We start from the raw sequence: 23,807 nt of genomic DNA on the forward strand, positions 1-23,807 counted from the left end.
ATGACCAATACATTAAAAGAGTCTGTCATCGCGGTGATTTATGGTGGCCGCTCCGCAGAGCGTGAGGTGTCATTACAGAGTGGTCCTTTGGTGGCGCAGGGGCTTCGCTCTAAAGGCTATCAGGTTGTTGAGCTTGATCTTTATGGCCCTGAGGCGAAGTTGGATCCTATTGTTCAGCTGCAATCTATAGCCTTTGATTTTGCTTTTATTGCTCTGCATGGCGGTGAAGGTGAAGACGGCCGAGTTCAGGCTTTGTTGGAGATGTTTAATAAGCCTTACACTGGCAGTTCACCTTTAGCGTGTGGTTTGGCAATGGATAAGGTGCTAACCAAACGCTTTTGGCATGGTATTGGAATTCCAACGCCAGCGTATTTGTCGTTTGTTGGTCAGGCTGATGCCGATATTATTGAAGATAAAATGTTGTACCCGATGATTGTAAAGCCGTCGAGAGAAGGGTCGACGATTGGCATTAATAAGGCGGCTAACCGGGCCGAACTTGATGAAGCGCTTGCACAAGCCCTTGAATATGACTCTGATATTTTGGTTGAAGCGTTTGTTAATGGTCCGGAATTTACGGTGACTATTATCGATGATGTGGCTTTTCCTGCGATTGGTCTAAAGCCAGCGCCAGAGCATAAATTGTATGACTATGAGGCAAAGTATATAGCGGATGATACTCAATATTTGCTGCCGTGCGGCCTGAATGAAGACGATGAAAATGAGCTGCAGATGTTGGCGTTGGATGCGTATCGGTCATTAGGTTGTTCTGGTTGGGGGCGTGTCGATATTATGCGCGATCAAGAAGGTGTTTTTTGGGTGTTAGAGGTGAATACGGCGCCGGGGATGACATCGCACAGTTTGGTGCCTATGGCGGCCAAGTATGTTGGGATTGATTATGCCTCGCTGGTTGAGAATATTGCGCAAAATGCTTGGAAAAAAGTTGGGCGTGATTGATTTATGAGAATAGCGGCGCTAATAGGGGCAATTTTATTGATACTGGTTGCCGCTTTTCAGGGGAATGATTCTCCCGATACTTGGTTTGCTATTGAGAAAATTACAATTAAAGGTGATTTGAAATACGTGACCCAGGATGAGTTGCAGTCTGACTTCTCGTCGCTACTCGGGCGCAGTCTTTTGAGTGTGCCTTTGCCGGAGGCTTTGGAGATTGTTTTGTCATCGGAATGGGTGATAAGTGCAGAGATTCGTAAAGTTTGGCCAAACACTTTGCAGATACTTGTTTCTGAACACACACCTCTCGCATACTGGGGGGATGGGCAATTAATTTCCACCTCGTCAGAGGTGATTGCCCCCAAAAATGTCCCTGATTTGCCGCTTACGCATTTGTATGGTCCTGAAGACTCAAGTGGCGTAGTGCTTGAGCAGTTTGGTTTGATGAGTCAGGTGCTTGCTTCAACCTCTTTACGGGTCGCTTCTTTGACTCTTGAGCCAAGAGGAGCCTGGAGCGTGGTTTTTGCCAATGGAATCATGGTAAAGCTGGGAAGAGAGGATGTCTTAGAGAGGTTGCAGCGGTTTATAGCGGTGTATAAAAGCGATTTATCGGGTAGAATAGATCAAATTGTATCAATAGATGCTCGTTACCCTCATGGGGTGGCGGTGGGTTGGAAACAAAATAAATGATATTGGCCTAATTGTTGCTTTTTTAATCAGCATCTAGTTGTTGCTTTTTAATCAGTAAATGGTAGGTCGTCATAACACGTACGTAATGCCGGGAAGGTGAAATGATAGTCGGTTTGGATGTAGGCACATCGAAAGTTATCTGTTTGGTCGGAGAAGTTCTGGCCGATGGTAGTTTGGAAATTGTCGGTATTGGCTCTCATAGTTCAAAGGGCATGAAGCGTGGTGTCGTTATCAATATTGAGTCTACGGTGCAGTCTATTCAGCGAGCGGTTGAAGAAGCTGAACTGATGGCGGGTTGTAATATACATTCAGTGTATGTGAGCGTTGCTGGTAGTCATATACGCAGTCTAAATTCCCATGGCATTGTTGCTGTAAAAGATGGCGAAGTGCAGAAAGAAGACATAGATCGCGTGATTGATGCGGCACAAGCTGTGCCTATTTCTTCCGATCAGCGAGTGCTGCACATATTGCCTCAGGAATACCATATTGACTCTCAAGAAGGGATAAAAGATCCGCTGGGGATGTCTGGGGTTCGTCTTGAGGCTAATGTGCATTTGATTACTGGCGCTGTGAATGCGGTAATGAACGTCGAGAAGTGTATTAAACGCTGCGGTTTGGGCGTTGATGGCGTTATCTTGTCGCAACTCGCATCAAGTGAATCTTCACTGAGTGAGGATGAAAAAGATTTAGGTGTGTGTTTGATCGATATTGGCGCGGGAACGTCTGATATCGCCGTATGGCTAGATGGCGCACTGCATCATACTGCTGTGGTGCCTGTGGCGGGAGATCAAGTCACCAATGATATTTCAATGGCATTGCGTACGCCGACGCAACACGCAGAAGAAATTAAAGTAAAATATGCCTGTGCTATGTCTTCTATGGCATCGGCTGAGCAAGTTTTACAAGTGCCTAGTGTTGGTGATCGTCAACCGAGATCCATTACTCGTCATGCGTTGACGGAGGTTGTTGAGGCCCGATATGAAGAAATTTACAAATTAATTTTGGATGAATTAAGGCGTAGTGGTTACGCGGAGCGGATCCCTGCAGGCATTGTAATTACTGGGGGGACCTCGCTTATGGAAGGGGCGGCTGAGTTGGCAGAAAAGGTATTTCAGATGCCGGTTCGATTATCTTTTCCAGATAGTACTAAAGGAATGTCTGACATTGTCGATAACCCTATATATTCAACGAGTGTTGGATTATTGGCTTATGGGGGGAAAGAGGCGGAAGTCCCTGAAACCTCAAAACGGATAATGTCTAAGGCGCAAACTAAACGAGAAGCATCGGTTTTAGCAGCTAAAGAAACTGGGTCATCTTTCAGTACAGCGAAGGCGTGGCAGAAATTTAAACACTGGTTTCAAAATTATATTTAGTCGTTGAAATTGATTGTGAATTTATTGAGGAGCAATAAGCCCATGAATGTCTTTGATTTAGCCGAAGATAATTTATCCGATAACGCTGTTATTAAAGTGATTGGCGTTGGTGGCGGTGGCGGTAACGCTGTACGTCATATGCTTGAAAATCGATTGGAGGGTGTTGAGTTTATTTGCGCTAACACTGACTCTAAAGCATTAATAGGGTTCGAGACGGGTATTTCTTTACAGCTCGGTTCCACTATTACGAAAGGGCTGGGTGCGGGAGCAAACCCTGAAGTAGGTCGAGACTCAGCTCTAGAAGACCAAGAAAAAATCACTCAGTTACTAACGGGTGCGGATATGGTCTTTATTACGGCTGGCATGGGCGGCGGCACCGGAACGGGCGCTGCACCTGTGATTGCCAAAGTGGCTCGTGAGTTAGGTATCTTGACGGTAGCGGTAGTGACTAAGCCTTTCCCATTTGAGGGACGACGTCGTGCTAAAGTGGCGGAAGAAGGTGTTAAAGAACTGCGTGAAAATGTCGATTCCTTAATTACGGTACCTAATGAGCGCCTTTTGCCGGTATTGGGCAAAAATATTTCACTGCTGAAGGCGTTTGGTGAAGCAAACAATGTTTTGTTTAACGCGGTTCAGGGTATTACCGATTTGATTATGCGTCCTGGTTTAATCAACGTCGACTTTGCAGATGTAAGAACCGTTATGTCTGAAATGGGTATGGCGATGATGGGAACGGGTTCTGCATCTGGTGATGATAGAGCGAGAGTGGCTGCAGAAGCGGCGATACATAATCCATTATTAGAAGATATTAACCTTAGAGGCGCACGAGGCGTGCTGGTAAACATCACGGCAAACGAAGAAGTGGGTTTGTCCGAATTTACTGAGGTTGGTAGCATTATTGAAGAATACGCATCGGAAGATGCTACTGTCGTGATTGGTTGTGCAATTGATCCCAGTGTTGGTGATGAAATGCGAGTCACGGTGGTTGCGACTGGTTTAGAGGGTCGATCTGCAGCGGAAATGAAGTCTGCTGTTGGTGAGTCTGTTGTTTCTCAATCAGTTGCGGCAAAGGTTGATTTGGCTGAAAGTAGTGAGCCCTTGGCAATAGTCGCCCAACAGCCTGTATCAAAGCCTTCTCCAGAAGTGAAGGTGGAAACGGTAGAAAAAAGCTTGGATGAAAAAGTTGAGACCACTGGGTCGGCTTCAATGTCAGGCGGAGATAAGCTATCGTATTTGGACATTCCTGCATTTTTACGTCGACAAGCGGATTAGTTTAAGCAAAACGACGCAATATAAGAATGTTGGATTGTATAAAAAACGTCTTATTGGTATTATTTTGTAAAGAATAGTAACCAGTCATAAAATTGTAGGAATATAATGGTACGCCAACACACACTAAAAAACATTATTCGAGCGACGGGAGTGGGTTTGCACTCCGGCGAGAAGGTGTATTTAACACTTAAGCCAGCGCCTGTGAATACAGGTATTGTATTTGTTCGTACAGACTTGGATCCAGTTGTAGAGATTCATGGTGATGCGCGAGCGGTTGGCTCAACAAATTTTGCAACGGCTTTATGTCAAGGTGATGTGAAGGTCAGTACCGTAGAGCATTTGTTGTCCGCAATGGCGGGTTTGGGTGTTGATAACGCTTATGTAGAAGTGAGTGCTAGTGAAATTCCGCTTATGGATGGAAGTGCTAGTCCTTTTGTTTTTCTTCTGCAGTCTGCCGGTTTAGAAGCCCAAAACGCGCCTAAAAAATTCATTCGAGTGAAAAAACCGATTCGAGTAGATGAAGATGACAAGTTCGCTTCTCTTGAGCCTCACTCCGGTTTTCGTTTGTCCTTTACCATCGACTTTCAGCATCCCGCTATCGGCGAAGATGTTCAAAGTACATCATTTGATTTCTCAACGACGACCTTTGTTAAAGAGATTAGTCGTGCAAGAACATTTGGTTTTATGAAGGATCTTGAATACTTTAAAAACAATAACCTTGCTCGTGGTGCGAACATGGAAAATGCCATCGTTCTCGATGACTACCGTGTTCTAAACGATGAAGGTTTACGCTACCGTGATGAGTTAGTTCGTCATAAAGTGCTGGATGCCATTGGAGATTTATATCTTCTTGGTCATAGTCTGATTGGTGAGTATAAAGCTTATAAATCTGGGCATGCACTTAATAACAAATTGCTGTTGGCGCTGCTTGAGCATCAGGATGCTTGGGAATATGTTGTTTTCGAAGATGAAGCGCAAACGAATCCAATTTCTTACGTTGAGCCTGTTTTTGCGGGTGCTTAGTAGGTGATCGGTTTCTGATCGAATTGTAAAAAACCAGGCCATGTGCCTGGTTTTTTTGTATTTAGGTCCTTGATATTTCATGTTTTGTCACACATTACCATGATAGACTGTCTTTATTACTAATTGGCTACGATGAGTTCAAGATGTTAGGAACTGTAATTAAAAAAATTGTCGGCACAAAGAATGACCGAGAAGTTAAGCGATATAAAAAAATCGTTACACAGATAAATCAACTTGAAGAATCCTTCCACAAATTATCGGATGATGAGTTGTCTGGGAAGACTTGTGAATTTCGCGAACGTCTTGATAAAGGCGAATCCCTTGACGCTATTTTACCGGAAGCTTTTGCGGTAGTTCGTGAAGGCAGTCGTCGCGTGATGGGTATGCGCCATTTTGATGTTCAGCTCATTGGTGGCATGGTACTAAACGAAGGTAGAATCGCAGAAATGCGTACTGGTGAAGGTAAAACGCTAGTCGCAACGCTGGCTGTATACCTCAATGCACTGTCTTCAAAAGGGGTGCACGTTGTTACGGTGAATGATTATCTCGCCAAACGTGATGCCAACTGGATGCGTCCTCTGTATGAATTTTTAGACATGAGTGTCGGGGTGGTTTTTTCTGGTCAGGATCGTGATGAGAAGAAAGCCGCTTATTTATGCGATATTACGTATGGTACCAATAACGAGTTTGGTTTCGATTACCTTCGCGACAACATGGTTTTTCGCTTAGAAGATCGAGTGCAGCGCGATTTGAATTTCTCCGTTGTAGATGAAGTTGACTCTATTTTAATTGATGAGGCCAGAACACCACTGATTATTTCTGGTGCGGTTGAAGACAGTTCAGAGCAATACCGGAAAATCAACTTATTAGCCCCTTTGTTGACGAAACAAGAGGAGAGCGAAGAGGGTGAGCCATCTGGACATTATATTTTTGATGAGTCGCAACGTAGTATTGAGTTGACGGAAGAAGGTCATTCTTTTGTTGAAAATTGGTTGGTAGAGCAAGGTATGCTAGGCGAAGGTGAAAGCCTTTATGCAGCGGCCAATCTTTCGTTACTGCACCATGTTCATGCCTGTTTAAAAGCGCACGTTATTTTCAAAAAGAACGTCGATTACGTTATTCAAGATGACCAGATCGTTATTGTTGACGAGCATACAGGTCGTACCATGGTTGGGCGTCGTTGGTCTGAAGGCATTCATCAAGCGGTTGAAGCGAAGGAGGGGGTAACGATTCAAGCAGAAAGTCAAACGCTTGCCTCTACAACTTTCCAGAATTATTTTCGTTTGTATGAAAAGCTATCAGGTATGACAGGTACGGCTGATACAGAGGCATTTGAGTTTCAGCAAATTTACGGTCTCTCCGTTATTGTTATTCCTACAAACCGTCAGGTTCAGCGTAAAGACTTCAATGATTTGATTTATATGTCTACTGAAGACAAATTTGAAGCCATTGTGTTGGATATTGAAGAGATCGTTAATCAAGGTCGTCCTGTGTTGGTTGGTACGGCGTCAATTGAGTACTCTGAGCTGCTTTCTGAATATCTGCTTAAAAAGGGTATAAAACACAATGTGTTGAATGCCAAGCAGCATGAGCGCGAAGCTGAAATTGTTGCTGATGCTGGTCGCCCTGGCGCGGTAACGATTGCGACTAATATGGCGGGTCGCGGTACTGATATTGTATTGGGTGGTAACTTGCAGGTTGAGTTGGCTCAGTTAGGTGAGAATGCCAGTCAAGAGAGTATTGACGCATTGAAATCAGACTGGACGACGCGTAACGAATCGGTTTTGGCGGCCGGTGGTTTGCATATTATAGGCACCGAGCGACATGAGTCTCGTCGTATCGATAACCAGTTGCGCGGCCGTGCCGGTCGTCAAGGGGACGTAGGTTCTTCACGCTTCTATTTATCGCTAGAAGATAATCTCATGCGCATTTTTATGTCTGATCGCATCAAAAAAATGATGTTGGCACTTGGCATGGAAAAAGGTGAGGCTATCGAGCACAAAATGGTGTCAAATGCGATTGAAAAAGCTCAACGTAAAGTTGAGGGGCGTAACTTTGATATTCGTAAGCAGTTACTGGAATACGATGATGTCGCAAACGATCAGCGACAAGTTATTTATCAACAGCGCTTTGATATGATGATTTCGGACGATTTGTCTGACGCAATTGTGGCAATGCGAGGAGATGTTGTCAAAGACCTGATCGATGAGTTTATTCCACCTCAAAGTATTTATGATATGTGGGATCTTGCCGGTCTTGAAGAAAAAATTCGTAACGAATTTGGTTTGAGTCTTCCTATTGTTCAGTGGGTGGAAGACGATAAAAAGCTTTATGAAGAGCCGCTGCGTCAGAAAATACTAGACAGCTTCTTGGAAGATTATAAAGCGAAAGAAGAAGTGGCTGGTGCGCAGCCTTTCCGGTCGTTTGAAAAGCAGGTTCTTTTGCAGGTGCTGGATACGCTATGGAAGGAACACCTTCAAACCATGGATATGCTTAGACAAGGGATTCACTTGCGTGGCTATGCACAGAAAAACCCTAAACAGGAATACAAGCGTGAAGCGTTTGAATTGTTTCAAGGCTTGTTGGAACAAATCAAATTTGAAGTTATTCAAATCATTACACGTGTAAAAGTGCAGTCTGCTGAAGAGGCTGAAAAGATAGAAGCTGCTCGTAAAAAGCAGGAAGAGAAAACGACAATGAATATGATTCATGACTCTTTGGATGCTTTATCTGACACTTCTGCAGAGGCTGACAGCTCTCAAGAGTTCCCTAAAGTGGGTCGAAATGAGCCTTGTCCATGTGGTTCAGGTAAAAAATACAAACAATGTCACGGTCGCCTTATTTAATTGGAGAAAGTTTAAATGGCAGTAGGGTTAGATGATTTTCCTCTTATCCCCGAAATAAAGGGGATTCGAATTGGTGTTGCTGAGGCGGGTATAAAAAGACCTAACAAAAAAGATGTGGTGATTTTTGAGTTGTGTGAGGGCGCTTCTGTTGCCGGGGTTTTTACTCAAAATGCTTTTTGTGCTGCCCCTGTTCGAATTTGTCAGCGACATTTAGGGTTAGAAGGCAGTCGTTATCTGCTGATTAATACGGGTAATGCAAATGCTGGTACAGGAAAATCGGGTTTGGCTACAGCACTAAAAACGTGTGACGCCTTGGCGGCTCAGGTTGGTGTGAATGTTGAATCTATCTTGCCCTTTTCAACGGGTGTCATTGGTGAACCTCTGCCTGCTGATAAAATTATCGCGGCGATTCCTGCGGCGCTTGCTAATTTGTCGCCTGATAATTGGCATTCTGCTGGTGTAGGGATTATGACAACCGACACTCTGCCAAAAGGCTCTGTTCGGACGTTTGACTTTGATGGTCGTACTTATACGATCGCAGGGATTTCGAAGGGTGCTGGTATGATTCGCCCGAATATGGCAACCATGCTGGGCTATATCGGCAGCGACATTGCGATGGATGTGAACCTTCTTCAAATTATATTGAAGAGTGTGGTGAATAAAAGTTTTAACCGCATTACAGTGGATAGCGATACTTCGACCAATGATTCTTGTATTGCTGTGGTAACGGGGATGGCTGGAAATACCAAGGTAACTTCTATCGAAGAGCCATTGGCTCAGGCTTTTATAGCGGCGTTTACCGAGGTTATGCAAGAGTTGGCGCATGCGATTGTCCGTGACGGAGAAGGCGCGACTAAGTTTGTGACCGTCGAAGTGGCGGGCGCAGCGAAGCAAAGTGATGCCACTAAAACGGCGTTTGAAATTGCGCATTCTCCCTTGGTTAAGACGGCTTTGTTTGCTTCTGACCCAAATTGGGGGCGTATTTTGGCTGTTGTTGGTCGTGCGGGTGTAGAGAATTTAGACGTTGATTGTGTTCAGTTGCATATTAATGGCTTTGAAATTGCTCGTGACGGTGGTCGTTCTCCAGATTATCGTGAAGAGCATGGCAAGCAAGCAATGGCGCCGGAAGAGATTCACATTATCGTTGATTTGGGAATGGGTGACGCCTCTGATGTTGTTTGGACAACAGACTTTTCTCATGAATATGTGACTATTAACGCTGAGTATCGTACCTAATGTTGGTGAGGGTGGCTGCGGGTATTATTTTACGTGGTGATGCGGTTTTTATTGCACTAAGAAAGTCGGATCAGCATCAAGGTGGTTTGTGGGAGTTTCCTGGTGGTAAGTGTGAGCCTCTCGAGTCTGTCGAGGTTGCTTTGGCCAGGGAATTAAAAGAAGAGTGCGGTATCGCCATAACCGAGTACTCTTTATTTAAAATAATTGCTCACGACTACGGCGATAAGCAGGTTGAGCTGTATTTTTATAGAGTCGTCGGATTTGATGGTGACCCCTTAGGAAAAGAGGGACAGGAAGTTCGCTGGGTTACTGTTGAGGATTTGATGTCGTATGATTTTCCAGCGGCTAACAAGGTAATTGTTGAAGCGCTAATTGCCCAAGCTTAATGGGTTGTTGCTCAAGTCTAGCCGGTTATTGTTTGGTTAGTTTAAAAAAGAGCTTCGCTGAACGCTGAAGCTCTTTTTTTGTTTTTAATTTAGTATTTTGGCAAGCAGTGTTCTTACTACGCTAGGCTCAAAGGGCTTTCCGCAAATGGCGTCAACGCCTTCTTGGGCGATGTTTGATAATTGGCTGTCTTCCGAATTTGAGCTCACCATGAGGATGGGGATATGTGCTAATGCGGGGTCAAGACGAACGGCTTCTGTGAGCTCCCTCCCGTCCATTTCTGGCATATTGTAGTCTGTGACGATTAGGTCAAATTCCATTTCATTAAGCAGTGTAATGGCTTGCTTGCCATTTTCTGCGAATTCTATCTCTCCTATTCCCATGGTATTGAGCGTTTTACTGATGTGTTTGCGGGCCATTAGGCTGTCATCGGTTACTAGGACGCGTAGGGTTTTGGGATCAAACATCTCTAAGTTGATCTCTTCCTCCACAATTAGGTCGAGGGTGGCGTGAATGGCGCGTTTAAGATCTTTTTGACTAAAGGGCTTAGGCAGTATGGCAAGGACACCAGATTGCCTTAGGTGTTCTAAGTGTTCTTTGTTGCGCTCACTGGAAATTAACATAAAACACTGGTTCTCAGTGGACTCATTGTTTCTGATGTTATCAATTAGATCGTTTGCACTGCCGTCAGGAAGGTACATGGAGGAAATGACGAGGTCTGGTGGGAAGGCAGAGATGACGGCGACGGCTTCTTGTATGTTATTGGCGTATTCGATTTGTTTTATACCGGCTTCTTCCAGCGCTTTGGTAATGATCTTCTTTTGGGTGTCTGAGGGTTCCACAAGAAGAAAAGAAAGGTCGCTGATTGCTGCATAAGTACTCATATGATGAAGCCGCCTAATATATTGATGTTGATACCACTTTTGCTAAGACTATTTTATGGTTTGCTGGTTAATTCAATTATACTAAATAGGTTAACATGTTTTATCTAGTGAATTTGATTGATAGGGGGTTTGATGTCAACGGCAAGTGCGTGTCATATTTTGGTGAAAACAAAAGCGGAAGCGGAGTCTTTGAAGGAAAAATTGGATAAGGGCGCTGATTTTTATAAATTGGCTAAGCAGTTTTCTAGCTGCCCATCAGGAAAAAAAGGGGGTGACCTTGGTGAGTTTCATAAAGGTGATATGGTGCCCGCATTTGATAAAGTGGTTTTTGGTGGTCCCTTATTAAAAGTGCAGGGCCCTATTAAAACGCAATTTGGTTTTCATCTTATCAAAGTGTTATACCGTTCTTGAATTGATACCAAAGGGGGGAGTTTCTATGAGTAGTCCTGTTCAGCTTGATGTGTTTTATTTTGTTGCGCCTCAGCTTGTTAAGGCCGATCTTGCTTACCTTAAGGCGCAAGGGTTTGAGAGAATCATTAATAATCGTCCTGAAGCCGAGTCAGAAGATCAGCCTACTGGGGAAAGTCTTCGTATTGAGGCGGAAGCGTTAGGGCTTGAATATGTCAGTAACCCGATTGATCTATCTAAATTGTCTCAAGATGATGTTGATCTGCAAGGAAGGTTTCTAGAATCTGCTAAAAAAACCTTGGCTTTTTGCCGAACGGGTACGCGCTCTTCGGTGTTGTGGGTGTTGTTAGAGCAGGGTAAAGGGGGTGACTATAGTGAGTTGGTAGCGCAAGTTTCGGGGAAAGGTTTTGATCTTTCACGTTGCGCCCCTGCTATGGCACCTTTGGTAAATTATGGTTAGTCGTCCGTCATTAGAAACAGCTACTGCGTCTGAGCCTGATAGCTTTGTTGAGCCTCTGGAGCTTGGTAAGCGAGTAAAAGAGATTCGTCTTGCAAAGGGGTGGACACTTGAAGAGGTGGGGAAAAGGACAGGTATTGCTCGTTCAACCTTATCCAAAATTGAAAACGATCAAGTTTCCCCCAGTTTTGCTATTGTCCAGAAGCTAATAAAAGGCTTAGAAATGGACTTGCCGCAACTCTTTGTTGAGGCGAGCGATTACTCAATTGCGGGCAGGCGAGACATTACTCGCAAAGGTAAAGGTGAGCCTCATCCGACAGCAACCTATGAGCATGAGTTGTTGAATTACTCCATTTCTCGTAAAAAAATGGTGCCTTTTAAAACCACGGTGCGGGCAAGGTCTTTTGCTGAATTTAAAGAGTGGGTTCGCCACGATGGAGAAGAATTTTTGCTGGTCTTAGGCGGTAAAGTTAATTTTTTCTCTGAGCTCTATGAGCCAATTGAATTAAAAGAAGGTGACAGCGTGTATTATGATGCCACTATGGGCCATGCCGTTGTGTCAACTTCCGTCAGAGATGCCGAAATACTCTGGGTAGTTGCCCGTTGATAAACATTAGAAAATGATTTGTAGAAGAAGGTTGTAGAGCGTGATGAAACAGTGGGAATTAACAAGTTGGAGAGAAAAGACGGCATTGCAGCAGCCGGTTTATCCTAATGCTGAGCATCTGGCTCAAGTTGAAAGTACATTGGGGAAAATGCCTCCGCTTGTTTTTGCAGGCGAAGCTCGTCAGTTAAAAAAAGCCTTGGCGCAGGTGGCTAATGGGCAGTCGTTTTTATTACAAGGTGGGGATTGTGCAGAAAGTTTTGCAGAGTTTCATGCCAATAATATTCGCGATACCTTTAAGGTTATGCTGCAGATGGCGGTGGTATTGACCTACGCAGGCAAATGCCCTGTGGTAAAGGTGGGTCGTATGGCGGGGCAATTTGCTAAGCCAAGATCCGCTGGCTCAGAAGTGATTAATGGGGTGGAATTGCCAAGTTATCGTGGCGACATTATTAATGGTATTGATTTTACTGAGCAGGCTAGGATCCCGGATCCTGAGCGTTTGGTGCAGGTGTACAATCAAAGCGCGTCTACAATGAACCTGCTGCGAGCTTTTGCTCAAGGTGGTTTTGCGGATTTACATCAAGTGCATCAATGGAACTTGGATTTTTTAAGTGCTAGCCCGGCCGGAAGTCGCTACCAAGGTGTTGCTGATAAAATTGACGATGCTTTGCAGTTTATGGAGGCGTGCGGTATTGGTCCTGGTTTGGCCCAACTAAAAGAAACCGATTTTTATACTTCTCATGAGGCCTTGTTGTTGCCCTATGAACAAGCTTTAACTCGTAAAGATAGTTTGACGGGTGAATGGTATGACTGTTCAGCGCACATGTTGTGGATTGGGGATCGTACTCGCCAATTAGACGGCGCTCACGTAGAGTTTTTGCGTGGTGTGCAAAACCCGATCGGAGTGAAAGCGGGCCCTACCATGGATCCTGAAGACCTTTTGCGACTGTGTGATGTGTTGAACCCACATAACGAAGCGGGTCGTTTGAATATTATTGTGCGCATGGGGGCGGACAAAGTTGAAGAGGGCATGCCTAAGCTAATCCAAGCCATTCAGCGTGAAGGTAAGCAGGTTGTTTGGAGTAGTGATCCGATGCATGGTAATACCGTCAAAGCGTCTACGGGTTATAAAACTCGTCGGGTTGATGATGTGCTAAGAGAAGTTCAGCAGTTCTTTCAAGTGCATAATGCCGAGGGGAGTTATGCTGGCGGTGTGCATTTTGAAATGACCGGTCAGAATGTTACCGAATGCGTCGGTGGCGCTTTTGAGGTGACCGAGGCGGATTTGGCGGATCGATACCATACACATTGTGATCCGCGTTTAAATGCTGATCAATCATTAGAGTTGGCTTTTATGATTTCCGAGACGCTTAAAAAAGCCAGATCTTAGATATTTTAAGTTAACAAAAAAAGCCCATTTTGATCGAATCAAAATGGGCTTTTTATTGGTCAATAAAACTTAGCTTTTACGACGACGAAAGGTGGACGTGGCAGATTTCGACGTTACGTCTATCTTTGCCATAATTAACGCCATTTCTTCGGCTTCCGCTTGCTGTTGTGACTTGAGCTTTTCTTCACGCTCTTTTTTCGATACCTTTTCCGCTTCGTTTAGCATCTTCTGGATGCTTGCTTTGCTTTTGGTTCGAGTGGGCGCTTTTTTCTTTTCCGGTGTGCCTGTGGCCGCTGGAGTACCTAGTCGGTCTTCACCGATGAGTTCTCCAAAGAAGGATTTGGCTGTAGGGGCTTCTTCAAGTGTTTTTTTTGGAAGCTCTACGGTCTTTTTCGCCACAGTTTTTCTGGTTTTCTTTGGTTGCTCTGTCGTTGATACGCCATTGGCGTCAAACAGTGCTTTTTTGCCAAAGGTTGGATTGGCGGCTTTTTCGGCAGTCTGTGCGATTTTATAGCCGCGTAAACTTTCACCGTTATAGATAGAAATATAGTCTGTTTCTAGTTCGTATAACTCTTGTTTATCGCTGGTTTCAAATAGCTCTTCAACGGTAAACGCGGCAATGCCATTCTCCCTAATGTCATTGTATAGAGGGAAATCAAGGCCTTCATTTGCAGCTTCAACATATTGTTCGAATCGTTGAAATCCACTATTGAATGATGTGCCAATGTAGTGCTTCCCGGAGATGTTATTTGTGATTTTAAAAACGACCAAAATCGTTGCCTCTTACGTAATATCTTTTTAGTAGCACATAAACCCCAATCGCCTAAGGTGACCCAAAGGCGATTGGGGTTTATAAGAAATAGGATTAGTGTTTTACGACGATGTTAAGACCGTCACGAACATTCAAGTGAACATTCTCAACTCGTTCGTCTTGCGCAATTAAGCGGTTAACTTGGTTGACAGCCATGTCGCTGTTTTCTTTCGGGTCTAGAACTCTTCCTTGCCATAAGGAGTTATCGATGATGATAAGACCGCCTGATTTTACAAGTGGGATAACCGCTTCATAATAATTCAGGTAGTTACGCTTATCGGCATCAATAAAGACAAAGTCAAATTCCCCTTCAAGGGATTCGATCGTATCTAAGGCAGGGCCAAAAATCGCTTGGATTTTCTTACCGTGCTCGCTACGATCAAAAAAAGACTGAGCGAATTCAATCGCTTTTGGGTTGGTTTCACAGCAAATAAGCTTACCGTCGCTTGGCATGCCTTCCGCAATTGAAAGGGCCGAGTAGCCAGTAAACATACCGATCTCAAGCGCACGTTTAGGTTGCGCAATTTTTGCCAGCAGCTTCAAGGTGCGGCCAATGGTTTTTCCTGATAACTTATTGGGATAACCCATGTCAGAATAGGTTTTTTCAACCAGTTCAATCAATAGGTCAGGTTCTGCTTGAGTGGTCTCAATGCAGTAGTCGTCAAGATTTGAGAGATCCATAGGGCCTTTTAATAAGCTTGTGACTGGTTAAGTCGGTGTGAAACGGATGCCAATTTTACTCCCCATTCTGAGAATGTCTATGGCTTAAACAGATAAAAAGAGCTTGATTTTTGTGGATGGCCGCTGTGTAGCGCTAAATACCAATATTTAAATTAGATTCGCATGAATAATCGAAAAATGATAATTTATGCGCTGAAATTTACATGTGCTCTTTGGTATGGAGCACCACTGACTCCGATAGGGGAATAAAATGCCTTTAATTACCTTGCCAGACGGCAGCCAACGTTCTTTTTCAAATCCTGTTACTGTCATGCAAGTGGCTGAAGATATAGGTCCTGGCCTTGCGAAAGCCACGGTGGCGGGCCGCATCGATGGTCGACTTGTTGATGCTTGCGAACTGATTTCTGATGACGCTAAATTGAGCATCATTACAGGGAAAGACTCTGAAGGTGTGGAAATCATTCGCCACTCGTTTGCGCATCTTGTTGGTCATGCTGTTAAGCAATTGTATCCAACCGCAGAAATGGCCATCGGGCCGGTTATTGACGAGGGGTTCTATTATGATATTGCTTATGAACGCCCATTTACGCCAGACGATTTGGCGGCCATTGAAAAGCGCATCGGTGAACTGGTTAAAATAGATTACGATGTGGTTAAAAAAATGACGCCAGTAGCGGATGCTCGCCAGCAGTTTGTTGAGCGTGGCGAACGCTATAAAGTTGCCTTGATTGATGATATGGATGAGTCTGTAACAGAGGTGGGGTTATATCATCACGAAGAATACATGGATATGTGTCGTGGCCCTCATGTGCCTAATACTCGTGTGTTGCGTCATTTTAAACTGATGAAACTGGCTGGTGCCTACTGGCGTGGTGATTCAAATAATGAAATGCTGCAGCGTATTTATGGCACGGCGTGGAATGACAAAAAAGAATTGAAAGCGTATTTGACGCGTATTGAAGAAGCGGAAAAACGTGACCACAGAAAACTAGGAAAAAAACTTGACCTTTTTCACCTTCAAGAAGAAGCGCCAGGTATGGTGTTTTGGCACCCTAAAGGATGGCGATTGTATCAAGCGGTTGAGCAGTATATGCGTCAGAAACAGCTTGATAACAACTATCAGGAAGTCAAAACACCACAAATCGTTGATCGTGTGCTGTGGGAAAAGTCTGGGCACTGGGGTAAGTATCATGAGAACATGTTTACGACCCATTCAGAAAACCGAGATTACGCCGTAAAACCAATGAATTGCCCTTGTCATATTCAGGTTTATAATCAAGGCCTGAAGAGCTATCGTGATTTGCCGTTTCGCATGGCGGAATTCGGCTCTTGTCATCGCAACGAGCCTTCTGGTGCTTTGCATGGTATTATGCGCGTGCGTAATTTTGTACAAGACGATGGCCACATATTTGTAACTGAGGGGCAAATTCAGCAAGAAGTGTCTGAGTTTATCGCTTTGTTGCATGAAGTTTATGCAGACTTTGGCTTCGATAATATTATTTATCGTTTATCTACTCGTCCTGAACAGCGTGTGGGATCTGATGAAGTGTGGGATAAGGCTGAAAAGTCTTTGTCTGATGCTTTGGATTCGGCTGGTTTGGATTGGGAAGAGTTGCCGGGAGAAGGGGCCTTTTATGGACCTAAAGTTGAGTTTTCTCTGAAAGACGCCATTGGCCGTGTATGGCAATGTGGTACTATTCAGGTTGATTTCTCGATGCCGACACGTTTGGGTGCACAGTATGTATCGGAAGATGGCTCACGCCAAACTCCTGTTATGCTGCACCGTGCAATAGTTGGCTCGCTTGAACGTTTTATTGGTATATTGATCGAAGAAACAGAAGGTGCTTTTCCGGTCTGGCTTGCGCCTGAGCAAGTTGTTATCATGAACATTACAGATCGCCAAGCAGATTATTGTGCTGATTTGGCAAAAACATTGAATTCAAATGGCTTTAGAGCAAAACTTGACTTGAGAAACGAGAAGATCGGGTTTAAAATCCGCGAGCATACTCTTCAACGAGTGCCGTACATGATCGTCGTTGGTGATAAAGAGGTCGAGCAGCAACAGGTTGCCGTTCGTACCCGCACCGGTGAAGATCTTGGAGTGATGAGTATTTCCGAATTTGAAGGTTTGCTTCAAAAAGAAGTTGCTCGCCGTAGCCGTAAACAAGAAATGGAGATAGTACTATAAAAGGTAATATGAATCGTGGGCGTACCGCTAGTAAGCAGCGTCCTCTAATCAACGAGAACATTCGAGCTACCGAAGTGCGTTTGATCGCTGCTGATGGTGAACAAGTTGGCGTTGTCTCTCTTGAAGAGGCTCTAAAGGCAGCTCAAGAAGCTACTTTAGACTTAGTGCAAATTGCTGATTCAGATCCGATTGTTTGCAAAATCATGGACTACGGCAAGCATATCTTTGAGGCCAAAAAAGCGAAAGCGGCTCAAAAGAAAAATGCGAAGCAGATCCAAGTTAAAGAAATGAAATTCCGTCCAGGGACGGAGGAAGGGGATTATCAGGTAAAACTCCGCAACCTGATACGTTTCCTTGAAGGCGGGGATAAGGCCAAAGTATCGTTACGATACCGCGGTCGTGAAATGGCCCATCAGGAGCTTGGTATGCAGCTTATGAATCGAGTCGCTCAAGACTTAGAGGATTATGGTGTAGTAGAGCAAGCTGCGAAAATGGAAGGTCGTCAATTGACTATGGTGCTAGGCCCCAAAAAGAAGAAGTAATTTTAAATAACGTAGCATTAAGGGCTTCGGCTCTTAATGTCTAAATTATTAAGAAATTACACTAACATTAACGAATGCGAGAGTGGTTTTATCATGTCCAAAATTAAGTCACACAGTGGCGCAGCTAAGCGCTTCAAACGTACCGCGAATGGTTTTAAGCATAAGCAGTCTCATACTAGTCACATTTTGACTAAGAAATCGACTAAGCGTAAGCGTCATCTTCGTTCTATGAACCAGATTGCGCAAAGCGACAAAGCGTTAATTGTACGCATGTTGCCATACATCTAAGTCTCGATTTTTTTAGTTCATTAATTTATTAGTATAAGGTTTATATTATGCCTCGCGTAAAACGTGGTGTTCAGGCTCGTCGCCGTCACAAGAAGATTTTAAAGCAAGCTAAAGGTTACTACGGTGCACGTAGCCGTGTATTTCGTGTAGCAAAACAAGCGGTTATCAAAGCTGGTCAGTATCAGTACCGTGACCGTCGTCAGCGTAAACGTCAATTCCGCGCTTTGTGGATTGCTCGTATTAACGCTGCTGCACGTATCAATGGTCTATCTTACAGCCGTTTCATCGCTGGCTTGAAACAAGCTGCGATTGAAATCGACCGTAAAGTATTGGCTGATTTAGCTGTGTATGAGAAAGAAGTTTTTGCTGCAATCGTTGAAAAAGCGAAAGCAAGCTTGGCTTAATTTCTGACGTAGCCTTAGGGTGGTTCGATCTTGATGGATTCTGTCTTAATAGAACGAATGACTCAATGCAGTCTTTGATAGGGGAAGAGCCAATGGTTCTTCCCCTATTTTATTTTTTGGAGTGTGTAAATGGAAAACCTAAAGCAGATTCTTGCTGATGCGTTAAGCGCAGTGGCTGCGTCTGAGAGTGAGTCCGCACTAGATGATGTACGTGTGCATTATTTGGGGAAGAAGGGCGCTCTAACGGCTTTGTTGAAACAGCTTGGTAATGTTTCTGCAGAGGACCGACCAAAATTTGGCCAGATGGTTAACGAAGCAAAAGACCAAGTGCAGGATAACATAACAGAACGTAAGGCCTACCTTGCTGAAGCGGCGTTAAGTGCCAAATTGGCGACCGAAAGTATTGATATTTCGTTGTCTGGTAAGGGGCAAGACGTGGGTGGATTGCACCCAGTAACGCGTACCATGGAGCGTATTGAGACCTTTTTTCGTGGCATTGGCTTTGATGTGGCTGCAGGGCCAGAAATCGAAGACGATTATCACAACTTTGAAGCCTTGAATATTCCAGCGCATCACCCTGCGCGAGCGATGCAAGATACCTTCTATTTTAACCCAACGACCGTGCTAAGAACCCATACATCTCCTGTTCAAGTGCGCACAATGGAAACGACTCAGCCTCCTATTCGGATTATTTGTCCTGGTCGTGTGTATCGTTGTGACTCGGATCAAACACACACGCCTATGTTCCATCAGGTAGAAGGTTTGCTGATTGACGAAAATATTTCTTTCGCCGATCTGAAGGGTATTTTACAGCAATTTCTGAATGTCTTTTTTGAGGATGATTTGAAGGTGCGTTTTCGCCCCAGTTATTTCCCATTTACCGAGCCTTCTATCGAAGTGGATATCATGCGAACTAACAGCAAAGGTGAAGAGTCTTGGTTGGAAGTGTTAGGTTGCGGCATGGTGCACCCAGAAGTATTGGAAATGTCGGGTATTGATTCAGAAAAATACACAGGTTTTGCCTTTGGTATGGGAGTAGAGCGTTTCGCGATGCTGCGTTACAAAGTAGATGACCTGCGTATGTTTTTTGAAAACGATTTGCGCTTCCTTAAGCAGTTCAAGTAACCCGTCGACCTAGGATGTTTTTATGAAAATTAGTGAGAATTGGCTAAGAGAGTGGGTCAATCCAGACATCAGTAGCGATGATTTGGTGGCTCAGATAACCCTAGCTGGCCTTGAAGTAGATGAGGTCTTGCCTGTTGCCTCTGATTTTTCGGGTGTGGTGGTGGGTGACATTATAAGTGCAGAACCTCATCCAAACGCTGACAAGCTGCAGGTTTGCCAAGTGTCTGATGGTTCTGAGGTTTTTCAAGTGGTCTGTGGTGCGCCCAATGCGCGTCCTGGTATCAAGATTCCTTTTGCTAAAATTGGCGCTGTGTTGGGTGCGGATTTTAAAATCAAGAAGGCGAAACTGCGTCAGGTCGAATCTTTCGGCATGTTGTGCTCTGCGTCTGAATTGGGTTTGAGTGATGATCACGACGGTATTATGGAGTTGCCTGTTGTTGCTAAAGCCGGTGAAGACTTTCGGGCTTTTTTAGGGCTTGATGATCAAATCATTGATGTGGATTTAACGCCTAACCGTAGTGACTGTTTAAGTATTGCTGGCTTGGCGCGTGAAGTTGGCGTTTTAAATAAGACTGACGTGACGCCGGTTAAGGTGACGCCTGCGGATGTTACGATTGATGACGCTTTTCCTGTTCGCGTTGATGCGAAGCAAGCTTGTCCTCGTTATCTTGGGCGAGTGATTCGTGGTGTCAATATAAAAGCGCAATCTCCCTTGTGGATGGTTGAGAAGCTTCGTCGCAGTGGCATTCGTTCTATTGATCCAGTTGTCGATATCACCAACTATGTGATGCTTGAGTTGGGTCAGCCAATGCATGCGTTTGACTTGGCCAACCTATCAGGTTCTGTTGTTGTTCGTATGGCGAATGAGGGTGAAAAAATTGTCTTGTTAGATGGGCAGGAAATTTCACTTCGTGAAGACACTATGGTCATTGCAGACGAAAAAGCACCACTGGCTATTGCGGGTGTGATGGGCGGTGAAGGGTCTGGTGTTAACGCTGAAACTCAAGATATCTTTCTTGAAAGTGCATTTTTTGCGCCGCTTGCATTAGCCGGTAAAGCGCGCTCATATGGCTTGCATACCGACTCGTCTCATCGTTTTGAGCGTGGTGTAGATGCCACGCTACAAGAGCGAGCCATTGAAAGAGCGACCGCGCTGGTTGTAGAAATAGCGGGCGGTCAAGTTGGTCCTATTACGCATGCGGTTAATGAGGCTTCTTTGCCTGAAGCGGCAGTGGTAACTCTGCGCCGTAAAAAGCTCGATCAGTATTTGGCCATGTCTATCGATAAAGACTTGGTGACGGATATTTTAACGCGTCTTGGTTTGCAGATGGTTGAAATCACTGACGAGGCTTGGACGACAAAAGCGCCATCGCATCGGTTTGATATTGCGATAGAAGCAGACTTGATTGAAGAAGTGGCGCGTATCTATGGTTATGACAACCTTCCTTCGTCTATGCCTCAAGCCGCGGTGAATTTCACGCCTTTATCTGAGACAAAAGCCCAGATCCAAGTATTGCGTTCTATCTTGGTCTCACAGGGGTATCAGGAAGCGGTGACTTACAGCTTTATAGATCCTAACTTGAGTAAACAATTTCTATCGAAAATTGAGCCCATTCCATTGGCGAACCCTATTTCAGCCGATATGGGGGTAATGCGTCCAAGTTTGGTGCCGGGATTGGTTAAAGCGTATCTTTATAATCAAAATCGTCAGCAGTCACGTGTGCGTTTGTTTGAAACGGGCCGTCGCTTCATTGGCTCAGTTGATGCGTTGGCAGATTTAGATCAGCAACAGCAAGTGGCTGGCCTTATAGCGGGGACTCGTCATCCTGAAGCTTGGTATCACGGTAGCGAGAAGGTCGATTTTTATGATCTAAAGGCGCACGTTGAAGCCTTGTTTGCTTTGAATGATGGCGGTAAACCAACTTATGAGCGTTCTGAGTGTGAGTTTTTGCATCCTGGGCGCTCAGCAGACCTCTTTTTAGAGGGGCAGTTTGTTGGGTTGATGGGGGAGTTGCATCCGCAACTGTCAAAGGCGTTAGGCGTGAATCAACCTATCTATGTATTTGATATTGCATTGAGTGCGGTGTTGAATGCGACCTTGCCTGAATATGAGGTGGTGTCTCGCTTCCCAGAGGTGCGTCGTGACCTGGCGTTACTGGTTGACCGCTCTGTGCCAGTAAGTGCCTTGGAGAAAGTTATTTCTGCAACGGCTGGTGAGGCGCTTAAAAATGTCTTGGTTTTTGATGTTTATCAGGGCCAAGGCATTGATGACACGAAAAAAAGTGTCGCTTTGGGCTTGACGTGGCAGCATCCTTCACACACTCTTAGTGATGAAGAAGTGAACAACTCTGTCGAGCAAACTGTTGCAGCTTTGTCTGAGCAGTTAGGAGCCGTTGTAAGGGGGTAGATTTATGGGATCGTTGACAAAAGCGGACCTTGCTGAAAACTTAGTTGACTCGATTGGTCTAAGCAAAAAAGACGCAAAAGATCTTGTTGAAGGTTTTTTTGATGTCGTGCGTCATTCGTTGATAGAGAGACAGCAAGTTAAGTTGTCGGGCTTTGGTAATTTTGAAGTGCGCGAAAAGAGTCAGCGCCCTGGTCGAAACCCTAAAACGGGAGAGGAAATCCCTATTACGGCGCGAACGGTTGTTACTTTTCGACCTGGGCAAAAGCTTAAGTCAAAAGTAGAAGACTATATGCAAGAATAGCGTTATTGCTATCTGTTTAAAAAGCCACCTTTTGAGGTGGCTTTTTTATTGCTAAAGGGAAACAGTAGTTCATATACTCCATGGCGTAGGCGAGTGCTCGCTTTGTGAGTGGTGTTGATGGTGGCTGTCTTGCTGTCATTTTTCGTATCGCCGTCAATAACCACCGCATAAAATAGAATACTATTTAGATCAATGTTTAAGTGATGGATCGATGGAATTCTAGCTGTCTGATTAAATTTAAAAAAACTTAATAAAAGTCTTCCCTTTTCAATTCGTTATAGTAATATACGCACCCGCTGACAGCGACAGAGTTTAACTTTTTTGCTGTTGGTTTCGGGGCGTAGCGCAGCCTGGTAGCGCACTAGCATGGGGTGTTAGTGGTCGCAGGTTCAAATCCTGCCGTCCCGACCAAAATTTGAAGATTTGCCGCTATAGCTCAGTTGGTAGAGCATCTGACTTGTAATCAGAGGGTCCCGAGTTCGACTCTTGGTGGCGGCACCAGATTTGGTCAAAGTCTTGATCTTTTAAAGATCAAGATCAAAAAAAGATTTTGCTTTTATAAAGGCCGCTATAGCTCAGTTGGTAGAGCACCTGACTTGTAATCAGGGGGTCCCGAGTTCGACTCTTGGTGGCGGCACCACTTCTTAGGGAGTGAGTGAAGGTAAACTGCGTTATGTAAGGCCGCTATAGCTCAGTTGGTAGAGCACCTGACTTGTAATCAGGGGGTCCCGAGTTCGACTCTTGGTGGCGGCACCATTACTTCCTTTGGGTTGTAATGTAAAATTTGATTTAGCGTTTAGCCGCTATAGCTCAGCTGGTAGAGCACCTGACTTGTAATCAGGGGGTCCCGAGTTCGACTCTTGGTGGCGGCACCACTTACTTAATAAAGTAAGATTGGAGAATGTTAAGCAAGCATTGGGTGTGTAGCTCAGTTGGGAGAGCGTCGCCCTTACAAGGCGAATGTCGGGGGTTCGAACCCCTCCACACCCACCATCTTACCGATGTAAAAGGTACGTCTGCTGGGACGAAAAATACACTTGTGTTGGAGTGGTAGTTCAGTTGGTTAGAATACCTGCCTGTCACGCAGGGGGTCGCGGGTTCGAGTCCCGTCCATTCCGCCATTTACTTTTGATAGAGTAAATAGGTTAAAGAAATACCATCATTGCGATGGGTGTGTAGCTCAGTTGGGAGAGCGTCGCCCTTACAAGGCGAATGTCGGGGGTTCGAACCCCTCCACACCCACCATCTTACCGATGTAAAAGGTGCGTCTGCTGGGACGAAAAATACACCGTGTTGGAGTGGTAGTTCAGTTGGTTAGAATACCTGCCTGTCACGCAGGGGGTCGCGGGTTCGAGTCCCGTCCATTCCGCCATTTACTTTTGATAGAGTAAATAGGTTAAAGAAATACCATCATTGCGATGGGTGTGTAGCTCAGTTGGGAGAGCGTCGCCCTTACAAGGCGAATGTCGGGGGTTCGAACCCCTCCACACCCACCATCTTACCGATGTAAAAGGTACGTCTGCTGGGACGAAAAATACACTT

At 44.8% G+C, this 23,807-nt stretch carries 22 protein-coding genes and 10 tRNA genes; 29 read left to right on the forward strand and 3 right to left on the reverse strand.

The genetic code is table 11. The features are described from left to right. The 8 genes from J8N69_RS14670 to mutT all read left to right on the forward strand — a co-directional run bounded on the left by J8N69_RS14670 (position 1) and on the right by mutT (position 9,774). Positions 1-954 (forward strand): D-alanine--D-alanine ligase, encoded by a 954-nt coding sequence (locus J8N69_RS14670; protein WP_168826286.1) that lies wholly within the window; start codon positions 1-3, stop codon positions 952-954. 3 nt (positions 955-957) lie between these two features. After that, complete coding sequence (locus J8N69_RS14675) at positions 958-1,638, forward strand: cell division protein FtsQ/DivIB (RefSeq protein ID WP_168826288.1); 681 nt, start codon at positions 958-960, stop codon at positions 1,636-1,638. A 101-nt stretch (positions 1,639-1,739) separates the two neighbouring features. Next, on the forward strand, positions 1,740-3,011 hold the full coding sequence (gene ftsA, locus J8N69_RS14680; RefSeq protein ID WP_168826290.1) for a cell division protein FtsA: 1,272 nt from the start codon (positions 1,740-1,742) through the stop codon (positions 3,009-3,011). Positions 3,012-3,053: 42 nt separating this feature from the next. Further along, complete coding sequence (ftsZ, locus tag J8N69_RS14685) at positions 3,054-4,283, forward strand: cell division protein FtsZ (protein WP_168826292.1); 1,230 nt, start codon at positions 3,054-3,056, stop codon at positions 4,281-4,283. Positions 4,284-4,388: 105 nt separating this feature from the next. Beyond that, on the forward strand, positions 4,389-5,306 hold the full coding sequence (gene lpxC / locus J8N69_RS14690) for a UDP-3-O-acyl-N-acetylglucosamine deacetylase (protein ID WP_168826293.1): 918 nt from the start codon (positions 4,389-4,391) through the stop codon (positions 5,304-5,306). Positions 5,307-5,449: 143 nt separating this feature from the next. Then, entirely contained in the window at positions 5,450-8,152 is a 2,703-nt protein-coding gene (secA, locus tag J8N69_RS14695) for a preprotein translocase subunit SecA (protein ID WP_168826294.1), read from the forward strand. A 15-nt stretch (positions 8,153-8,167) separates the two neighbouring features. Then, positions 8,168-9,388 carry a bifunctional glutamate N-acetyltransferase/amino-acid acetyltransferase ArgJ gene (gene argJ, locus J8N69_RS14700; RefSeq protein WP_168826295.1) on the forward strand — a complete coding sequence of 407 codons (1,221 nt, stop codon included), beginning with the start codon at positions 8,168-8,170 and terminating at the stop codon, positions 9,386-9,388. A gap of 11 nt (positions 9,389-9,399) precedes the next feature. After that, on the forward strand, positions 9,400-9,774 hold the full coding sequence (mutT, locus tag J8N69_RS14705) for an 8-oxo-dGTP diphosphatase MutT (RefSeq protein ID WP_229426381.1): 375 nt from the start codon (positions 9,400-9,402) through the stop codon (positions 9,772-9,774). A gap of 84 nt (positions 9,775-9,858) precedes the next feature. On the opposite strand, the gene J8N69_RS14710 is transcribed toward mutT, so the two are convergent. Continuing rightward, positions 9,859-10,656, reverse strand: a complete 798-nt coding sequence (locus J8N69_RS14710) for a response regulator (RefSeq protein ID WP_168826298.1) — start codon at positions 10,654-10,656, stop codon at positions 9,859-9,861. Positions 10,657-10,788: 132 nt separating this feature from the next. Here J8N69_RS14710 and ppiC point away from each other — a divergent pair, with 132 nt between their 5' ends. The 4 genes from ppiC to J8N69_RS14730 are packed head-to-tail and all read left to right on the forward strand — an operon-like array spanning position 10,789 to position 13,518. Beyond that, on the forward strand, positions 10,789-11,067 hold the full coding sequence (gene ppiC / locus J8N69_RS14715) for a peptidylprolyl isomerase PpiC (RefSeq protein ID WP_168826300.1): 279 nt from the start codon (positions 10,789-10,791) through the stop codon (positions 11,065-11,067). A gap of 25 nt (positions 11,068-11,092) precedes the next feature. After that, positions 11,093-11,524, forward strand: a complete 432-nt coding sequence (locus tag J8N69_RS14720; RefSeq protein WP_168826302.1) for a TIGR01244 family sulfur transferase — start codon at positions 11,093-11,095, stop codon at positions 11,522-11,524. Further along, positions 11,517-12,128: a helix-turn-helix domain-containing protein gene (locus J8N69_RS14725; RefSeq protein ID WP_168826304.1), complete on the forward strand. Its 612-nt coding sequence runs from the start codon at positions 11,517-11,519 to the stop codon at positions 12,126-12,128. Before J8N69_RS14720 ends, J8N69_RS14725 begins: the two co-directional genes overlap by 8 nt. 43 nt (positions 12,129-12,171) lie before the next feature. Further along, positions 12,172-13,518: a class II 3-deoxy-7-phosphoheptulonate synthase gene (locus J8N69_RS14730; RefSeq protein WP_168826329.1), complete on the forward strand. Its 1,347-nt coding sequence runs from the start codon at positions 12,172-12,174 to the stop codon at positions 13,516-13,518. Positions 13,519-13,587: 69 nt separating this feature from the next. Here the strand turns inward: J8N69_RS14730 and J8N69_RS14735 are convergent, their stop codons facing one another. Both J8N69_RS14735 and J8N69_RS14740 read right to left on the reverse strand, forming a co-directional pair. Continuing rightward, the gene (locus J8N69_RS14735) at positions 13,588-14,289 is read right to left on the reverse strand and encodes a GIY-YIG nuclease family protein (protein WP_168826306.1); all 702 of its coding nucleotides are present in this window, start codon (positions 14,287-14,289) and stop codon (positions 13,588-13,590) included. 94 nt (positions 14,290-14,383) lie between these two features. Next, positions 14,384-15,010 carry an O-methyltransferase gene (locus tag J8N69_RS14740; protein ID WP_168826308.1) on the reverse strand — a complete coding sequence of 209 codons (627 nt, stop codon included), beginning with the start codon at positions 15,008-15,010 and terminating at the stop codon, positions 14,384-14,386. A 250-nt stretch (positions 15,011-15,260) separates the two neighbouring features. Between J8N69_RS14740 and thrS the strand changes: the two genes are divergently transcribed. The 17 genes from thrS to J8N69_RS14825 all read left to right on the forward strand — a co-directional run bounded on the left by thrS (position 15,261) and on the right by J8N69_RS14825 (position 23,761). After that, positions 15,261-17,198: a threonine--tRNA ligase gene (gene thrS, locus J8N69_RS14745; protein WP_168826310.1), complete on the forward strand. Its 1,938-nt coding sequence runs from the start codon at positions 15,261-15,263 to the stop codon at positions 17,196-17,198. Between the two features lie 8 nt (positions 17,199-17,206). After that, positions 17,207-17,740, forward strand: a complete 534-nt coding sequence (infC, locus tag J8N69_RS14750) for a translation initiation factor IF-3 (RefSeq protein WP_168826312.1) — start codon at positions 17,207-17,209, stop codon at positions 17,738-17,740. Positions 17,741-17,833: 93 nt separating this feature from the next. Then, a complete protein-coding gene (rpmI, locus tag J8N69_RS14755) occupies positions 17,834-18,028 on the forward strand; it encodes a 50S ribosomal protein L35 (protein ID WP_012070284.1) in 195 nt (64 codons plus the stop codon). A 47-nt stretch (positions 18,029-18,075) separates the two neighbouring features. Continuing rightward, positions 18,076-18,432, forward strand: a complete 357-nt coding sequence (rplT, locus tag J8N69_RS14760; RefSeq protein ID WP_112139413.1) for a 50S ribosomal protein L20 — start codon at positions 18,076-18,078, stop codon at positions 18,430-18,432. A gap of 129 nt (positions 18,433-18,561) precedes the next feature. Then, the gene (pheS, locus tag J8N69_RS14765) at positions 18,562-19,557 is read left to right on the forward strand and encodes a phenylalanine--tRNA ligase subunit alpha (protein ID WP_168826314.1); all 996 of its coding nucleotides are present in this window, start codon (positions 18,562-18,564) and stop codon (positions 19,555-19,557) included. A gap of 22 nt (positions 19,558-19,579) precedes the next feature. Next, positions 19,580-21,964, forward strand: a complete 2,385-nt coding sequence (pheT, locus tag J8N69_RS14770; protein WP_168826316.1) for a phenylalanine--tRNA ligase subunit beta — start codon at positions 19,580-19,582, stop codon at positions 21,962-21,964. Positions 21,965-21,968: 4 nt separating this feature from the next. After that, positions 21,969-22,265 (forward strand): integration host factor subunit alpha, encoded by a 297-nt coding sequence (locus J8N69_RS14775; RefSeq protein WP_123094463.1) that lies wholly within the window; start codon positions 21,969-21,971, stop codon positions 22,263-22,265. 334 nt (positions 22,266-22,599) lie between these two features. Continuing rightward, positions 22,600-22,676, forward strand: a tRNA-Pro gene (locus tag J8N69_RS14780). Between the two features lie 14 nt (positions 22,677-22,690). Then, a tRNA-Thr gene (locus tag J8N69_RS14785) sits at positions 22,691-22,766 on the forward strand. Positions 22,767-22,829: 63 nt separating this feature from the next. Then, positions 22,830-22,905 (forward strand) — tRNA-Thr (locus J8N69_RS14790). 40 nt (positions 22,906-22,945) lie between these two features. Further along, positions 22,946-23,021 (forward strand) — tRNA-Thr (locus J8N69_RS14795). 43 nt (positions 23,022-23,064) lie between these two features. Next, positions 23,065-23,140: transfer RNA gene (locus tag J8N69_RS14800), tRNA-Thr, on the forward strand. 42 nt (positions 23,141-23,182) lie between these two features. After that, positions 23,183-23,258: transfer RNA gene (locus J8N69_RS14805), tRNA-Val, on the forward strand. A 51-nt stretch (positions 23,259-23,309) separates the two neighbouring features. Continuing rightward, positions 23,310-23,386, forward strand: a tRNA-Asp gene (locus tag J8N69_RS14810). 48 nt (positions 23,387-23,434) lie between these two features. Continuing rightward, positions 23,435-23,510 (forward strand) — tRNA-Val (locus J8N69_RS14815). A gap of 50 nt (positions 23,511-23,560) precedes the next feature. Next, a tRNA-Asp gene (locus tag J8N69_RS14820) sits at positions 23,561-23,637 on the forward strand. A gap of 48 nt (positions 23,638-23,685) precedes the next feature. After that, positions 23,686-23,761 (forward strand) — tRNA-Val (locus J8N69_RS14825). Positions 23,762-23,807: the final 46 nt, after the last annotated feature.

The sequence above is a fragment of the Marinomonas profundi genome (genome assembly GCF_020694005.1).
Lineage (GTDB): Bacteria > Pseudomonadota > Gammaproteobacteria > Pseudomonadales > Marinomonadaceae > Marinomonas > Marinomonas profundi.

Bases quoted from the DNA above. Each gene is read 5' to 3' on its own strand.
- J8N69_RS14670 (WP_168826286.1), top strand. From the start codon at position 1: ATGACCAATACATTAAAAGAGTCTGTCATCGCGGTGATTTATGGTGGC.
- J8N69_RS14675 (WP_168826288.1), top strand. From the start codon at position 958: ATGAGAATAGCGGCGCTAATAGGGGCAATTTTATTGATACTGGTTGCC.
- ftsA (WP_168826290.1), top strand. From the start codon at position 1,740: ATGATAGTCGGTTTGGATGTAGGCACATCGAAAGTTATCTGTTTGGTC.
- ftsZ (WP_168826292.1), top strand. From the start codon at position 3,054: ATGAATGTCTTTGATTTAGCCGAAGATAATTTATCCGATAACGCTGTT.
- lpxC (WP_168826293.1), top strand. From the start codon at position 4,389: ATGGTACGCCAACACACACTAAAAAACATTATTCGAGCGACGGGAGTG.
- secA (WP_168826294.1), top strand. From the start codon at position 5,450: ATGTTAGGAACTGTAATTAAAAAAATTGTCGGCACAAAGAATGACCGA.
- argJ (WP_168826295.1), top strand. From the start codon at position 8,168: ATGGCAGTAGGGTTAGATGATTTTCCTCTTATCCCCGAAATAAAGGGG.
- J8N69_RS14710 (WP_168826298.1), bottom strand. From the start codon at position 10,656: ATGAGTACTTATGCAGCAATCAGCGACCTTTCTTTTCTTCTTGTGGAA.
- ppiC (WP_168826300.1), top strand. From the start codon at position 10,789: ATGTCAACGGCAAGTGCGTGTCATATTTTGGTGAAAACAAAAGCGGAA.
- J8N69_RS14720 (WP_168826302.1), top strand. From the start codon at position 11,093: ATGAGTAGTCCTGTTCAGCTTGATGTGTTTTATTTTGTTGCGCCTCAG.
- J8N69_RS14725 (WP_168826304.1), top strand. From the start codon at position 11,517: ATGGTTAGTCGTCCGTCATTAGAAACAGCTACTGCGTCTGAGCCTGAT.
- J8N69_RS14730 (WP_168826329.1), top strand. From the start codon at position 12,172: ATGAAACAGTGGGAATTAACAAGTTGGAGAGAAAAGACGGCATTGCAG.
- J8N69_RS14740 (WP_168826308.1), bottom strand. From the start codon at position 15,010: ATGGATCTCTCAAATCTTGACGACTACTGCATTGAGACCACTCAAGCA.
- thrS (WP_168826310.1), top strand. From the start codon at position 15,261: ATGCCTTTAATTACCTTGCCAGACGGCAGCCAACGTTCTTTTTCAAAT.
- infC (WP_168826312.1), top strand. From the start codon at position 17,207: ATGAATCGTGGGCGTACCGCTAGTAAGCAGCGTCCTCTAATCAACGAG.
- rpmI (WP_012070284.1), top strand. From the start codon at position 17,834: ATGTCCAAAATTAAGTCACACAGTGGCGCAGCTAAGCGCTTCAAACGT.
- rplT (WP_112139413.1), top strand. From the start codon at position 18,076: ATGCCTCGCGTAAAACGTGGTGTTCAGGCTCGTCGCCGTCACAAGAAG.
- pheS (WP_168826314.1), top strand. From the start codon at position 18,562: ATGGAAAACCTAAAGCAGATTCTTGCTGATGCGTTAAGCGCAGTGGCT.
- pheT (WP_168826316.1), top strand. From the start codon at position 19,580: ATGAAAATTAGTGAGAATTGGCTAAGAGAGTGGGTCAATCCAGACATC.
- J8N69_RS14775 (WP_123094463.1), top strand. From the start codon at position 21,969: ATGGGATCGTTGACAAAAGCGGACCTTGCTGAAAACTTAGTTGACTCG.